Origin of the sequence: Streptococcus sp. HCA-5024, assembly GCF_037890265.1 — a bacterium.
Classification (GTDB): domain Bacteria; phylum Bacillota; class Bacilli; order Lactobacillales; family Streptococcaceae; genus Streptococcus; species Streptococcus lingualis.
Window position 1 is genome coordinate 382,368 of sequence record NZ_JBBKBR010000002.1, and the last position, 14,631, is coordinate 396,998.

The 14,631-nt window shown below is 39.1% G+C and carries 13 protein-coding genes, 1 tRNA gene and 1 CRISPR repeat array; all 14 genes read left to right on the plus strand.

Translation table 11 applies throughout. From position 1 onward, the window contains the following. Positions 1 to 66: 66 nt before the first annotated feature. Positions 67 to 510 (plus strand): flavodoxin, encoded by a 444-nt coding sequence (locus tag WKT08_RS05495; protein ID WP_003007049.1) that lies wholly within the window; start codon positions 67 to 69, stop codon positions 508 to 510. A gap of 63 nt (positions 511 to 573) precedes the next feature. Beyond that, positions 574 to 846: a chorismate mutase gene (locus WKT08_RS05500; RefSeq protein WP_003012298.1), complete on the plus strand. Its 273-nt coding sequence runs from the start codon at positions 574 to 576 to the stop codon at positions 844 to 846. A gap of 46 nt (positions 847 to 892) precedes the next feature. Next, positions 893 to 2,056: a chloride channel protein gene (locus WKT08_RS05505; protein WP_340280729.1), complete on the plus strand. Its 1,164-nt coding sequence runs from the start codon at positions 893 to 895 to the stop codon at positions 2,054 to 2,056. A gap of 123 nt (positions 2,057 to 2,179) precedes the next feature. Further along, the gene (gene rplS, locus WKT08_RS05510; protein ID WP_003003254.1) at positions 2,180 to 2,527 is read left to right on the plus strand and encodes a 50S ribosomal protein L19; all 348 of its coding nucleotides are present in this window, start codon (positions 2,180 to 2,182) and stop codon (positions 2,525 to 2,527) included. A 43-nt stretch (positions 2,528 to 2,570) separates the two neighbouring features. Then, positions 2,571 to 2,642, plus strand: a tRNA-Arg gene (locus tag WKT08_RS05515). A gap of 156 nt (positions 2,643 to 2,798) precedes the next feature. Then, positions 2,799 to 5,198: a CRISPR-associated helicase Cas3' gene (cas3, locus tag WKT08_RS05520; protein ID WP_340280622.1), complete on the plus strand. Its 2,400-nt coding sequence runs from the start codon at positions 2,799 to 2,801 to the stop codon at positions 5,196 to 5,198. A 68-nt stretch (positions 5,199 to 5,266) separates the two neighbouring features. After that, the gene (gene cas5c, locus WKT08_RS05525) at positions 5,267 to 5,995 is read left to right on the plus strand and encodes a type I-C CRISPR-associated protein Cas5c (protein ID WP_061590884.1); all 729 of its coding nucleotides are present in this window, start codon (positions 5,267 to 5,269) and stop codon (positions 5,993 to 5,995) included. Further along, positions 5,995 to 7,887, plus strand: a complete 1,893-nt coding sequence (cas8c, locus tag WKT08_RS05530) for a type I-C CRISPR-associated protein Cas8c/Csd1 (RefSeq protein ID WP_340280626.1) — start codon at positions 5,995 to 5,997, stop codon at positions 7,885 to 7,887. The genes cas5c and cas8c overlap by 1 nt, the downstream gene beginning before the upstream one ends. A gap of 3 nt (positions 7,888 to 7,890) precedes the next feature. Continuing rightward, positions 7,891 to 8,739, plus strand: coding sequence for a type I-C CRISPR-associated protein Cas7/Csd2 (cas7c, locus tag WKT08_RS05535; protein ID WP_061590882.1), 849 nt, complete (start codon positions 7,891 to 7,893; stop codon positions 8,737 to 8,739). Between the two features lies 1 nt (position 8,740). Then, complete coding sequence (cas4, locus tag WKT08_RS05540) at positions 8,741 to 9,412, plus strand: CRISPR-associated protein Cas4 (RefSeq protein ID WP_061590881.1); 672 nt, start codon at positions 8,741 to 8,743, stop codon at positions 9,410 to 9,412. Then, positions 9,409 to 10,434, plus strand: a complete 1,026-nt coding sequence (cas1c, locus tag WKT08_RS05545; protein ID WP_061590880.1) for a type I-C CRISPR-associated endonuclease Cas1c — start codon at positions 9,409 to 9,411, stop codon at positions 10,432 to 10,434. Before cas4 ends, cas1c begins: the two co-directional genes overlap by 4 nt. A 10-nt stretch (positions 10,435 to 10,444) precedes the next feature. Beyond that, positions 10,445 to 10,738, plus strand: a complete 294-nt coding sequence (gene cas2, locus WKT08_RS05550) for a CRISPR-associated endonuclease Cas2 (RefSeq protein ID WP_013903483.1) — start codon at positions 10,445 to 10,447, stop codon at positions 10,736 to 10,738. A gap of 146 nt (positions 10,739 to 10,884) precedes the next feature. Continuing rightward, positions 10,885 to 12,836: a CRISPR direct-repeat array (repeat unit 32 nt; unit sequence GTCGCTCCCTTCGCGGGGGCGTGGATTGAAAT). 110 nt (positions 12,837 to 12,946) lie between these two features. Then, positions 12,947 to 13,915: a DUF6287 domain-containing protein gene (locus tag WKT08_RS05555; RefSeq protein WP_340280634.1), complete on the plus strand. Its 969-nt coding sequence runs from the start codon at positions 12,947 to 12,949 to the stop codon at positions 13,913 to 13,915. Positions 13,916 to 14,084: 169 nt separating this feature from the next. Next, the gene (locus WKT08_RS05560; protein ID WP_024055603.1) at positions 14,085 to 14,576 is read left to right on the plus strand and encodes a hypothetical protein; all 492 of its coding nucleotides are present in this window, start codon (positions 14,085 to 14,087) and stop codon (positions 14,574 to 14,576) included. Positions 14,577 to 14,631: the final 55 nt, after the last annotated feature.

The following is a 14,631-nucleotide window of genomic DNA, read 5'->3' on the forward strand; positions in this document are numbered from 1 at the left end:
GAAAGGTTTCGTGCAAAATGCTTGAAAAAGTGGTATAATACGGGAAATAGCTTTTGGGAGGAAATTATGACTGTAGCGAAGATTGTTTTTGCTAGTATGACTGGAAATACTGAAGAAATTGCGGATATTGTAGCGGACAAATTCCGTGATCTTGGTGTCGAAGTAGATGTGGATGAGTGTACAACTGTGGATGCGGAGGACTTCCTTGATGCGGATATCGCAGTGGTAGCGACCTATACATACGGCGATGGAGAGCTTCCAGATGAGATCCAAGATTTCTACGAAGATTTGGCTGGCCTTGATCTCAAAGGCAAACTTTACGGTGTGGTAGGATCAGGTGATACCTTCTACGATGAATTCTGTAAAGCAGTTGATGATTTCGACCGTTGCTTCGCTGCGACTGGTGCTGAAAAAGGTTCTGAGTGTGTCAAAGTTGATTTGTCTGCAGAAGACGAAGACATTGAAAAATTAGAAGCCTTTGCAGAAGAACTTGTAGCAAAAGCAAATTAATGACAAAGAGACTGGATCGATGGATTACAGCCTCGATTTATATCCAAAATAAAGAGGAGACACATGGATTTAGATCAGATTCGTAAGGACATTGACCAAATCGATCAAGAGCTTGTAGCCTTGCTGGAAAGACGGATGGTCTGTGTCGGTCAGATTGTAGAATATAAGGAGCAGCAGGGTTTACCTGTGCTCGATCAAGGAAGGGAAAGAGAGGTGCTTGAGAAAGTCGGCTCTCTCGTGACGGAGGAGCAGTATCGTGCGACCATTCAAGCTCAGTTTCAAGATATGATGAAGCGCTCGAGAGACTTCCAAGAGGAGGTGAGGGCGCGTGACTAGTCTATCGATCAAGCAAAAAGCACAACAGTATGTGGTCCTAACAGGGATGGCGCTTTTCATTGGTCTCTTGGTTGGTGCCATTGACATGATTTTTGGTCAAGGTCTTCTCCTGATTGGAGATGTCCGAAGCCAGCATTGGCCCTTGATTCTTTTTCTGGCCCTAGCGGGGCTTGTCATCGTTTATCTTTATAAACGTTTTGGTGGCAAGGCTTCAAAAGGGATGGGCCTCATCTTTGATGTCGGACACGCGCGTGAGGAGAAAATCCCCTTGGTCTTGGTGCCTTTGATCATGCTGACGACCTGGATGAGCCATCTCTTTGGCGGTTCGGTTGGTCGGGAAGGTGTAGCAGTCCAAATCGGAGCGACCCTTTCGCATCGTTTTGCGCGTTACATCAAGATTCCGGATGCTTCGCGTATTTTTCTCATGACTGGGATGGCAGCTGGTTTTGCAGGGCTCTTTCAGACGCCACTCGCAGCAACCTTCTTTGCCCTTGAGGTCTTGACAGTTGGGGAGTTGCAGTTGATGGCTCTCTATCCTGCGCTTATCTCTTCGATCGTGGCTAGCTTCACTTCGCATGCCCTTGGTTTAGAGAAATTTGCTGTGCCACTAAGAGAAACGCTGAGCTGGACACCAGAGACCTTGATTAAAGTCGCCCTTCTTGGCCTGGCTTTTGGACTCGCTGGGAAACTCTTTGCAGTTAGCCTTTCCTGGTTGAAGAAAACAGTCGCTCAAGTCTTGCCTAATCCCTATATCCGGATTGCCCTTATAGGGGCTGGACTCAGCTTGGTCCTCTTGACTCTCCAGCTGACCAAGGTCGGAACTTATAGTGGACTTGGAACCAATCTGATTGATGTGGCTTTTCATCAGGGTAGTGCGCAGAGTTATGACTGGATCTTGAAGCTCCTCTTTACCGTGGTGACCATCTCTGCTGGATACCAAGGAGGAGAAGTGACCCCGCTCTTTGCGATCGGAGCTACGCTTGGAGTCTTTCTTGCTCCTATGCTGGGCTTACCAGTCTTAGTCGTGGCCGCTATTGGTTATGCAAGTGTCTTTGGCAGTGCGACGACGACCTTGCTCGCACCGATCTTGATCGGAGGAGAAGTCTTTGGTTATGCTAATCTTCCTTTCTTTGTCATCGCTTGTGCCATCGCCTATTGCCTACCAAAAGGGTGGAGTATTTATTCCGGTCAAAAAGTTGCGAAAAAGTAGAGAAAAGAGCTTTACAAACCTGAAATTATCTGATATGATAGTTTTTGTGCGTAATGGAAGCACAAAAATACAGTTTATCCGCTGAGGGAGGTCCCTCAAGATTGACGAAGATAGGAGAATAAAATGAATCCATTAATCCAAAGCTTGACTGAAGGTCAACTTCGTACTGATATCCCTGCATTCCGTCCTGGTGACACTGTTCGTGTACACGCGAAAGTTGTCGAAGGATCTCGTGAACGTATCCAGATCTTTGAAGGCGTTGTTATCGCTCGTAAAGGTCAAGGACACACTGAAATGTACACTGTTCGTAAAATCTCTAACGGTGTCGGTGTTGAACGTACATTCCCAGTACACACTCCACGTGTAGAAAAGATTGAAGTTGTACGTTACGGTAAAGTACGTCGTGCGAAATTGTACTACCTTCGTGCATTGCAAGGTAAAGCAGCTCGTATTAAAGAAATCCGTCGTTAAGACGAACAAGGAGGCGGGAGTGATCTCGCTTCTTTTTTTATCGGTCCCCTTAGTTCAATGGATATAACAACTCCCTCCTAAGGAGTAGTTGCTGGTTCGATTCCGGCAGGGGACATAAAGAAAAAGGAACTCGTGTATGCGAGTTCCTTTTTGTGTGTAAGAAAGAAGTTAAAAATAGATGGAATATCTCCATATAATGAATTGATTTTTGAGGAAAGTAGGAGTAAAATAAAGTTAATATTATAACATCTAGAATTTTGCGAGGTTTGTTATGATTTTAGCTCATAAGGATAATAATGGGAATGTTCAATCCCTTCAAGATCATTCTTTTAATGTTGCGACTAAGGCACGAGAAGATGCGAACGTTATTGATCAAGGAGACATTCTATTTTTATTGGGCTTGTATCATGATTTAGGGAAAGCTAATCAAGAGTTTCAAGATAAACTCTTATTGCATCCTAATAAGCATGTTGATCACTCCTCGGCTGGAGCAAGGTATCTTTTCCAAAAGATACAAGTCTGTTTGAAAAGTTTAAATGTAGAGAAAACAGATAGAGAGTTTTTTCAAGAAATATGTGCTTACGTTATATCATCACATCATGGGATGTATGATATTTTACTCCAAGATGAAACAATAAATGCCTCTCAATATACATACAACAGGCTACGGTATAGAATAATTGAAGGAACTGAAAGCAGTCGTTATCAAGAAGATATTGAACCTTTTGCACAAAAGTTAGAAAGTCAATTACCTTATTATGGATATAGCTCCTTAGATAATTTAATTAAAAAAGCATTCGAAAATTATCAACAAGCTTGGACTACTTTAAAATGGATTAATGAAAGTGAAAAAGATTTTTATTCAAGTTGTTTTATTAGGCTTTATTTATCGTTACTAAAAAATGCAGATATATTAGACACTATCAATGCTTACGGTATAATTGTTCAACCTTTAAAATCTAAAGAAAGGGAAGAATTAAATCGTTCCTATTTAAGTGCTATTGAAGAAAAATATAGAGGTTTTGGCAAGCCTACGACACGGCTAAATGAAATTCGTTTACAAATTAGTGAGAGAGTAAAGGAAAGAGGAGAAAACGATTCAGCTGGAATCTATCGATTAGATTTACCAACTGGAGCAGGTAAAACAAATCTCAGTATGCGATATGCTTTCCATCAACTTGTAAAGCAGAAAAAATCAAGATTCTTTTACATTACTCCCTTTTTATCAGTCTTAGAGCAGAATGCTTCTGAGATCAAAAAAATAACAGGTGATGCTGGGGTATTAGAACATCATTCAAATGTAATTCACCAAAATGATGATAATGATGATAAAAACACATTGATGTTAGATTATTTAATTGATAGTTGGGATAGTCAAATTATTCTCACGTCTATGGTTCAATTTTTTCAAACGTTATTTAAGACAAAATCATCTAATATTAGACGTTTTTCAAATTTAGCGAATAGTGTTTTAATCTTAGATGAAGTCCAATCCTTACCTATTGAAGTCACAACTTTGTTTAATTTAACAATGAACTTCTTAAATAAAGTCATGAACACGACGATAATCCTCTGTACTGCAACGCAACCTGCCTATGATTCAACCTCAATAACTCATCGTCTAGATTATGGTGGGAAGAACGGCGAATGTTCTGATATAGTTGAGTTAACTCATGATGAAACAGAAGTGTTTGCAAGAACAGAACTTAGAAAATTTAATGAAGAGAATCAATATACAAACCTAGCAGAATTAGTTGACTTTGTTTTAGATAATAATGAGTCCATACTTGCAATTTTTAACACCAAAAAAACAGTTGATAAGTTCTATACAATGCTTGAAGAACTGACAGATCGTCCTCTCTATCAATTATCAACAAATATGTGTGCTCAGCATAGATTTGATATGATATCAGAAATAAAGCAGCATTTAAAAGATAGTGTACCAATTATTTGTATTAGTACGCAATTAATTGAAGCAGGAGTGGACGTTGATTTTAATCAAGTTATTCGTTCTTATGCTGGAATCGATTCAATTGTTCAGGCTAGTGGACGTTGTAACCGTGAAGGGAAGCGTCAAAAAGGGCAAGTTACATTAGTGAACCTTATGAATGAGGAGGAGAATATATCACGACTTAAAGAAATCAAAAATAAGAAAGAAGCAACAGAGTTCATACTACATAAAAATTCATCTCCAATTGATACTTCACTTTTAAATAAAGATTTCTTTGAATATTACTATGCAAATAATCAATCTTCAATGAATTATCCATTATCACATGGGGAGTCAGTTTTTGATTATTTAAGTATAAATAAATACCAATTAAGACCTAACTTTAAAGGAAGAATGAAGCAAGCATTTAAAACAGCCGGACAAAAGATGAACTTGATCAATAATGAGACAATAGGAGTTTTAGTTCCATACGGTGATGCAATAGAAAAGATATCTCGGTTGGAAGAGCTGTGTGAGTCTGATTATCCTTCAGAAGGAGAATTTCAGATTATAAAAAACTTCTTAAAGGAATTGCAATCTTATACTGTAAATGTGCGTGAGCATGATCCTATTTTAGAAGCAACAAAATCGTATCTAAATGGAAATGTACTAGTGTTATCAGATGGGTATTATCATGAAAAGAAAGGAATTACCATAGAGATGCAAAACTTTATTATGTAAACAAGTTAGGTTTTTTTCTATAGCAAGATTAAAATAGCAATATAAAAGAACAGAAGGAGGGTTTTACCTTGTATAGATCAAGAAATTTCTATGCTAGAATTCGTGGCGATAGGGCATTATTTACGAATCCAGCAACTAAAGGTGGGAGTGAAAGATCGTCGTATTCGGTTCCGACTCGGCAGGCTTTACAAGGAATAGTTGACGGGATTTATCATAAACCTACATTTACAAATGTTATAACTGAAGTTAAGGTCGTTAATCAAATACAAACAGAGTTGCACGGTGTTCGTGCTTTGTTACACGATTACAGTGCTGACCTGAGCTATGTTTCTTATTTGAGTGATGTAGAGTATCTTGTAAAGTTTCATTTTGTTTGGAATGAGAATCGCGAAGATTTGATACAGGATAGACAGGCAAATAAACACGAAGCGATTATGGAGCGGTCTATTCGAAAAGGTGGAAGACGGGATGTTTTTCTTGGAACAAGGGAGTGCTTTGCCTTGGTGGATGAAATTAATCAAGAAGAATATGAGAACTGCCCATCCTATTATGATGGATTCTCCATCGATTTAGGAATTATGTTTCATTCCTTTGCCTACCCAACAGATAAAAAAACACCATTGAAATCTTATTTCGCAAAAACAGTTATGGAGGATGGCATTATTAAATTTAAGTCACAGAAGGAATGTGAAATAGTTAATACTTTATCCAGCTATGCTTTTAAGCTACCTGGTCAAATTAAATCAGTTGATGATGAGTTTAACGAATATGAAGAGATGGAGAAAGGAGAAAGCTAATGGATTTTTTTACTTCTCTATTAAATGCATATGAAAAAGCAGAGGAGATTGGATTAGTAGATCAACAAACAGGTGATAATGATCCTGTATTGCTTCCACTATACCATACCAGTCTGAAATCGAATGGCAATAATATAATTCTCATCAAATTGAATAAAGATGGTACCTTTTATAAAGCGGAATTCATGCCAGATAATCAATCGATTATTTTTCCAGTAACGAGCAATTCTGTTGCAAGGTCTGGTAGCAATCCGGCACCACATCCTTTGGTAGATAAACTATCTTATTATGTTCAAGAAGTTAGTCAATCTCAATACGAAGAATTCCATAATCAACTTGCTAATTGGGTCTGCTTTTGTAAGGAAGAAGAGGTTAAAGATTATTTAGAAAAGATTCAGAGGTTTATACTTAGAGCGGATTTTTTAAATATCGTTTTAAATTCTCTGTTTGGTGAATCCTATCAAAGAGAAAATTTGAAGGTAACCTATCAAGATTCGAATGAAAAAAGTAAAACGATTGATTTATCTGCTTGTTTCATTGAGTTTTCGATTGTACAATACCATGATTTCAAAGATGAATCTGTAACGACATACAAAGAATTACATCAATCCTTTATATCATTTGTAAGAGCATTTCAAGATAATATGGGAGTGTGTAATATAAGCGGACGCAATGAGACAATCACAAATAAGCATAGAGGATTGATGGGAAATGCTAAAATCATTTCTGTTAGTAATAAAGGCGAAGCTTATAAAGGACGTTTTAAAGAACGCGAAGATGTTTTTAGTGTAGGTTATGAAACCTCTGAAAAAATCCATTTGATGATTAAGTATTTGCTTGAAAATAATAACAGTAGTACATGGTTGGGATCATCACAGTATCTTATTAACTGGTTTAGTGATGATTTGGCAAATAAAAGTCAATTAGATATTGTTAAACCGGAGTTTGATAGCCTATTTGAGGATGAAGATGATGATATAGAAGAACGTCATCAATTGATTAGACCAAATGCTGAGAATAAAGAGATTGGATCTTCGTTTATTAAGGGACGAAAATTATTTGGAAATGATGCTACATATTATATTGCAATATTAAACAAAACAAGTAATGGCCGTATCGCTCTAAAATATTTCCGTCAACTTCAAGTATCTCAGTTATTAAAAAATCTGGAGAATTGGCAAGATACTTATTCTTGGGAAGCGAGAACAAAATCAGGAATATATAAACAAAAAACACCAAATTTTAATGAGATTATTAATGCGGCCTATGGTGTAGATAGAGGACGTTATCTAGAATTAGACAATGATAGTTTTCGAAGTGATCAATATCAGCAATTAGTGACAGCCTTAATTGATGGGAAATCCATTCCAAATACAATCGTTAAAAAACTTGAAGCTAATATTAAACATCGGCAAAATTATCCTAAATGTTGGCATTCATTGCAACAAGTTAGTTTAGCAGTTCTACATAAACAATATGGAAGGGAGTTTAATCCAATGGTAGACCATGAAAACACTAATCGTTCTTATCTATTTGGACGATTACTAGCTATTTTTGAGTTAATGGAAGCTCAGAGATATCGTATAGAAGGTGGTAATCAAGAAAGGATAACAAATGCTGAAAGGTATTGGAATGCCTATACGAGCCAACCAGCTAAGTTGATGATGAACCTCGCAAATAAAGTTAAACCTTATGAAGAGACAGTCAAATTAAACTCTAGAGGAATCTATAATAAATTGGAAAAAGAGCGAGAAGAAATCATTTCTCTATTAAGTCCTTTAATGACGAATAAAGATATAAATGATCCTTTAGATTATCAATTTATTTTTGGTTATTATAGCGAAAAACAATATTTTTATACTAAAAAAGAAAAAAACGAAAGTGAGAACTAGCTTATGTTAGAAAATAAAATTGACTTTATGGTAACAATTGAGGTACGAGAAGCAAATGCTAACGGAGATCCATTATCGGGTAATATGCCAAGAACAGATGCTAAGGGACATGGCTTAATTTCTGATGTGGCGATTAAGCGCAAAATTAGAAATCGTATGCAAGACTTTGGTCATCCAACTTTTGTTCAAGCTGGAGACCGTATTGAAGATGAGTTTCGTTCACTTGAAAAACGTTTTTCTAATCAATTTAATGCAAAAGATTCTGATGAAGATATTGAAGAAAAAGCTAATAAATTGTGGTTAGATGTTCGTTCATTTGGTCAAGTTTTTACTTATTTGAAAAAATCAATTGGTGTTCGTGGACCAGTTTCTATAAATATGGCTAAATCGTTGGAACCAATCGTAATCTCTAGTTTACAGATTACAAGAAGTACAAATGGGATGGAAGCTAAAAATGAAAGTGGACGTTCATCCGATACTATGGGAATGAAATATTTTGTTGATTACGGAGTTTATTTGTTGAAGGGATCTATTAATCCAAATTTTGCTGAAAAAACTGGATTTTCTACGGAAGACGTAGAGGTGATTAAGCAAGCACTAGTAAGTCTTTTCGAAAATGATGCCTCTTCTGCACGTCCTGAAGGATCAATGCGTGTAAGGGAAGTCTTCTGGTTTACTCATTCTAATAAGTTAGGAAATATTTCTAGTGCGCGTGTTTTTGACTTGTTTGAATTTGACAAAGAAAACCAAGAAAAGAATACTTATGAAGATTATGGTATTCATCTTAATCAAGAGAAGTTAGCAGAATATGAAAATAAAGGATTGAAAGTTGATATTCTAGAAGGACTATAAAATGGTCTACGCAGAAAATGACTATTTGATGTTATCTGGTATCCAGCATTTCCAATTTTGTAAACGGCAATGGAGTCTAATTCATATTGAACAACAATGGTCTGATAATGAGGCGACAGCTCATGGACAGATTTTACACAAAAAAGCGGACGATCCTTATGTAAAAGAGAAACGTAATGATGTTATTATCTCACGAGCAATGCATGTATCCTCAAAAGAGCTAGGGCTCTATGGGATATTAGATGTTGTTGAGTTTCATAAAGATGAAAGAGGAATTGAGCTTAAAGGTAGAAGTGGCAAGTGGCTACCAATTATCGTGGAATATAAGCGAGGAAAAGACAAAAAAGATATTTACGATATTGTTCAATTAGTTGCTCAAGCTATTTGCCTTGAAGAGACTCTTGGGTGTACAATCGAGTATAGCTATCTATATTATCATCGTGTCAATCAAAAGAAACGAATAGAAATTACTCCTGAATTACGAAAAGAAGTAGTTTCTTTAGCCTCTCAAATGCACGAATATTATGAGCATAAAGTAGTTCCGAAAGCTGAGTATTTTAAAAATTGTCAATTATGTTCTTTGGTTGATATTTGTATGCCACGCTTAAGCAAGAAGAATCGCAATATTGATAATTATATTTTTCATGCTCTAAAAAGTGAGGATGGCTTATGAAAAAGCTTCTTAATACATTATATTTAACGCAAGATAACTTTTATTTGACTCGAGAAAGAGATAATATCGTCATAAAACAAGAAGGAAAAGTCATCAGTCGTTTCCCGTATAGAATTATTGATGGTATTGTATGTTTTTCTTACCTGGGAGCATCTCCATCTTTAATTGAGTTGTGCGCTGAAAATCAGATTAATTTATCTTTTCATACTCCTCAGGGGCGTTTTTGCGGTCGATTTGTTGGAGCCACAAATGGGAATGTTCTACTTAGAAGGCAACAGTATCGTTTAGCAGATGCAGAACTGTCATTAGAATATGCGCAAAGATTCATTCTTGCAAAAATCTCTAATTCCAGGAAATATCTTCTCCGTTTTAAGCGAGATCATAGAGATCGAATCGATACTCATCTCTTCGAAGAAGTAAACACAGAGTTGACTTGGGCGTTGGAACAGGTTCAGTCAGTTGAGGATAAAAATTCCCTTCTGGGAATTGAAGGACAAGCTGCAAACCAATATTTTAGAATTTTTAATGATTTTATCCTAAATGATAAAGAGACGTTCCAGTTTAACGGTCGTACTAGACGGCCACCGTTAGATTGTGTGAATGCTTTATTATCGTTTGGATACAGTTTATTAACTTACGAATGCCAATCTGCGTTGGAAGCAGTGGGACTAGATAGTTACGTTGGTTTCTTTCATACCGATAGGCCGGGTCGTGCTAGTTTAGCTTTAGATTTAGTAGAGGAGTTTCGTTCCTTTATTGTAGATAGATTTGTATTTTCTCTGATAAATAAAGGTCAAATATCGAAAAAAGACTTTGAATTTAAAGAAAACGGTAGTGTTTTTCTATCAGAAAAAGGACGTGCCACGTTTCTAGAACTGTGGCAGAAAAGAAAACATATGGAAGTTGAACATCCATATACTAAAGAAAAGGTGAAAATGATGCTCTTACCTTATGTTCAAGCCCAATTATTAGCAAAAGCTATTCGTGGGGAATTTGAGTCATATCCTCCATTTATGGTATAGGAGTTTATATATGATGGTACTGGTGACATATGATGTCAATACTGAAACAGCAAAAGGAAGGAAGCGTCTGCGCCATGTTGCAAAACTGTGTGTTGATTACGGCCAACGTGTTCAAAATTCAGTATTTGAATGTTCAGTAGCTCCCGCAGAATTTGTGGAAATAAAGTCTAAGTTACTAGATATTATTGACCCTGATTCCGACAGTATTCGATTTTATTTTCTTGGGAAAAATTGGCAAAATCGAGTGGAGACTATTGGACGAGATACAAGTTATGATCCTGATATAGGAGTATTAATACTTTAAAACGAGGAGTGCGAATCGAAGTTGCTCATAAAATAGCAGGGGTTTCGCGCAAAAAATTAGAAAAATTAATGGCAAAATTGAATTTTAGGGAATAATAATTCCCTTGTATTAATCAATTTTAGCCATAAACGGTGCAACTTTGCGCTGTCGCTCCCTTCGCGGGGGCGTGGATTGAAATCGTTATTTCCGCGAATAATACCACCTTCGAAAGTGTCGCTCCCTTCGCGGGGGCGTGGATTGAAATAAACGCTGTTTCGTTTGCGTTGTATAGTATAGGCCTGTCGCTCCCTTCGCGGGGGCGTGGATTGAAATATGGCTGAGCTTACAGCTTTAAAGGCTACCGCCCCGTCGCTCCCTTCGCGGGGGCGTGGATTGAAATTTCTTGCTGTCAAGGACAAAGGCATCGTAACGGAGTCGCTCCCTTCGCGGGGGCGTGGATTGAAATCTTAGAAAGTTTTATCTCTTGACCGCTTGGAGTTCGTCGCTCCCTTCGCGGGGGCGTGGATTGAAATGGATTACCTTCTCCACGGTCGTTTACTCCCAAGGCGTCGCTCCCTTCGCGGGGGCGTGGATTGAAATATGGAAATAGCTACCTGTCTGCGCTTTGAAATGTGTCGCTCCCTTCGCGGGGGCGTGGATTGAAATTTCGCCATCTCGGCAAAGCCGTTTGTACCCTTGTGTCGCTCCCTTCGCGGGGGCGTGGATTGAAATAAGACAATTGAAGATTATAGCCAAAGAATTGAAAGGTCGCTCCCTTCGCGGGGGCGTGGATTGAAATAAAGAGCCTATCTTGGTACGTGGGTCAAGCACAGGGTCGCTCCCTTCGCGGGGGCGTGGATTGAAATTGCTTTGGCCTTGAGGTACTTCAATCCCAGCTCGTCGCTCCCTTCGCGGGGGCGTGGATTGAAATATAGTCCCGTCAGCGTTTAACTGGCCGAAATTAGTGTCGCTCCCTTCGCGGGGGCGTGGATTGAAATTTTGACTACTATCATTGAGGACGTGGAAGAGTTGTCGCTCCCTTCGCGGGGGCGTGGATTGAAATATCAATGATGCGGCACCAACCGCTACCTGCTGACCGTCGCTCCCTTCGCGGGGGCGTGGATTGAAATAAGGAGCAGTAGATGGCCTTAAGAATGCCTCTCGTCGCTCCCTTCGCGGGGGCGTGGATTGAAATGCGTAAATCTGCGAGCATTTTGACTGAAGGCGTTGTCGCTCCCTTCGCGGGGGCGTGGATTGAAATGATACCGTGTATCATTCTGCGACCAATTGTCCCGTCGCTCCCTTCGCGGGGGCGTGGATTGAAATATTGTTGACTTTGCTGCTTATCGCTATGAAGGTGGTCGCTCCCTTCGCGGGGGCGTGGATTGAAATCCGTGAGATATTGCGGGAAGATAAGTAATCCTCGTCGCTCCCTTCGCGGGGGCGTGGATTGAAATCAGAATATCTGTAAGTTCCATCTTAATTGTGTCGTCGCTCCCTTCGCGGGGGCGTGGATTGAAATTACCATACCCAGTATTTCGTTGGTAGATGTACCTGTCGCTCCCTTCGCGGGGGCGTGGATTGAAATATAGACGTTTTGCTCTGGGTCAAATTCGCGCGTGGTCGCTCCCTTCGCGGGGGCGTGGATTGAAATAACAAAGAAGACAAGGCTAAAATATTAGAAATCAAGTCGCTCCCTTCGCGGGGGCGTGGATTGAAATAAAGAGGTTGATATTATACGCTTGCACGAAGCTCGCGTCGCTCCCTTCGCGGGAGCGTGGATTGAAATAAGAATATTGATGGATTTGAGCCTTCACCAAAAGGTCGCTCCCTTCGCGGGAGCGTGGATTGAAATCCGTAACCTTTTATAGTCACCGTATAGCGCCCTTGTCGCTCCCTTCGCGGGAGCGTGGATTGAAATCTGTAAAAGTTGATTGGGAATTGTGTAAAGGTTGTCGCTCCCTTCGCGGGAGCGTGGATTGAAATACAGATAGCATTATCTGTTTGCAACTCCCTGCTGATCGCTCCCTTCGCGGGAGCGTGGATTGAAATTGGTGTAAAGTGGATCATAGATCACGCCCCTCTCGGTCGCTCCCTTCACTGGAACGTGTAGTGAAATTCATTAGCAAAAAGTTTTGATATTACAGATCAGCTCTATAGATCTCCACTTTTTCTTTGACGTTCCTTTCTTATTTTTCTAAAATAGTAGGTGTGTGAAGGGAGATTGATATGAAAAAAGGTTTTTTGATTATGCTTTCTGCTTTGGTCTTGGCTTCGTGTGGTCGTCCTCAGAAGACGGTGACGCCTAAGAGTTCGGATACCCAGCAGTCCAGCACTTCAGAAAAAAAACAGTCTGGTATGGATTTGAAAGCCATTAAGGCTAAGGACTATTCGAGTATCAAGGGGACTTGGATCGATGGTCGTGGCAATGAGCTGGTATTTGATGACAAGGGTTTGGTCAGCGAGGATGTTGAGCTTGATGTATCGAGCTTTAAGCAGAAGGACCAGGTCGCTGAGATGACGGTTAGTGCCAAGTCGGGTGTTGGAGGCTATGGTCTCTTGCTCCTTCCAAAAGGTCAGAAAGCGGGCAAAGACGATGCTTCGGATAAGTCCAAGGATAGGATCTGGGCTGGTCAGTCACCGGCTTATGGCGATGATGACAATTTCTACTATCGCAAGAAAGAGCAACCGAAAGATCGGGAGCAAGCTGATACAGACGATAGCAGTAGTACATCTAAGACGAGTAAGGCCAAGAAGTGGAATACTCGATCGGATAGCGAGGTAAAGTCTTCGAAGAAGGCTGATCAGAATGATTATCCAGGCTACACCGATGCTCAGGTCGAAGCTGCGCGTGTCTGGGCTTATGTGATTAAGAACGTTCCTTCCAAGTTAAATATTTCAAATAGTGCAGCTGGAACCAAGATTTATAATGGTGGCTTGGGCGTTGATTATCCAAAAGATGTGCGTCATCTGTTTGGTTCTTATTCAGCTGAAGGAAATATCACTTATGCATCCAACGGTGATGGAACAGTCACGATCTACCCTGTACCGAGCCACTGGCAACAGTCTGCGGATGAACTCAATAGTGAGGAGTTTATGACGCAATTTACCCAAGGGATTTTGGACCATGCTGAAACGGTGACATTGCCATCTGGGGATCCAGACATGATTCGTCAGATTCTTGCAGTACTGAAGTAAGAGTGATTATGCTAAAATAATAATAGATAAAAATTTTTTAAACTATTAAAGTTCTAATGACCTATTTGGTTATAAGATTAAAGGTTTGGAATATCTTTTACAGGAAGCTTATGCAATTTTGGTCAATTACAGGTCGTTTTCTACTTGTCAAAACAAAAGGAGAAAATCTATGAAAAAAACTATGTTTGCTACAATGACCATTCTATCGCTATTTCTGTCATCGTGCGTGCAAAAAGAAGTGAAGAATGAAGACAAAAAAGAGCAGTCTACTGAACAGAATGTAAAAGATTCTACAAAGGAAAGTAAAGAATCAGTGGTCAAAGGGATGAATCAAGCACCTACCTCATTGGTTGGAAATGAAAAACCTAATGTAGTATTTGCTTATATGCTTCAAAATCAAATCAATGGCGAAATTGAGATGGCGAAAGTGTATTATAATGAAGAGTATGTGATCCTTGTCTTCTCTGTATCAGAAAATATGCTATCTTTAGCAAATATAAATCCAAAAGATTATTGTAAGACGCTTTTTGATTTAAAAGAAGAGATAGTAAAGCAATACAATGCAACTCAAAACAAACCGAGCAGTATAAAACTTAAAATATATGATAAAGATGAGAAGCTCTTGGCGACGGAGGAAAATGGAGCGTTGGTGATTAAGTAACTAAATTTAGTCAACCATTTGTCGCCATCTACGTTTTATATTTTTCTCACTAATC

Coding starts and splice junctions, on each gene's coding strand:
- rplS (WP_003003254.1), top strand. CDS start 2,180: ATGAATCCATTAATCCAAAGCTTGACTGAAGGTCAACTTCGTACTGAT.
- cas4 (WP_061590881.1), top strand. CDS start 8,741: ATGGTCTACGCAGAAAATGACTATTTGATGTTATCTGGTATCCAGCAT.
- cas1c (WP_061590880.1), top strand. CDS start 9,409: ATGAAAAAGCTTCTTAATACATTATATTTAACGCAAGATAACTTTTAT.
- cas3 (WP_340280622.1), top strand. CDS start 2,799: ATGATTTTAGCTCATAAGGATAATAATGGGAATGTTCAATCCCTTCAA.
- WKT08_RS05505 (WP_340280729.1), top strand. CDS start 893: ATGGCGCTTTTCATTGGTCTCTTGGTTGGTGCCATTGACATGATTTTT.
- WKT08_RS05560 (WP_024055603.1), top strand. CDS start 14,085: ATGAAAAAAACTATGTTTGCTACAATGACCATTCTATCGCTATTTCTG.
- WKT08_RS05495 (WP_003007049.1), top strand. CDS start 67: ATGACTGTAGCGAAGATTGTTTTTGCTAGTATGACTGGAAATACTGAA.
- WKT08_RS05555 (WP_340280634.1), top strand. CDS start 12,947: ATGAAAAAAGGTTTTTTGATTATGCTTTCTGCTTTGGTCTTGGCTTCG.
- WKT08_RS05500 (WP_003012298.1), top strand. CDS start 574: ATGGATTTAGATCAGATTCGTAAGGACATTGACCAAATCGATCAAGAG.
- cas8c (WP_340280626.1), top strand. CDS start 5,995: ATGGATTTTTTTACTTCTCTATTAAATGCATATGAAAAAGCAGAGGAG.
- cas2 (WP_013903483.1), top strand. CDS start 10,445: ATGATGGTACTGGTGACATATGATGTCAATACTGAAACAGCAAAAGGA.
- cas7c (WP_061590882.1), top strand. CDS start 7,891: ATGTTAGAAAATAAAATTGACTTTATGGTAACAATTGAGGTACGAGAA.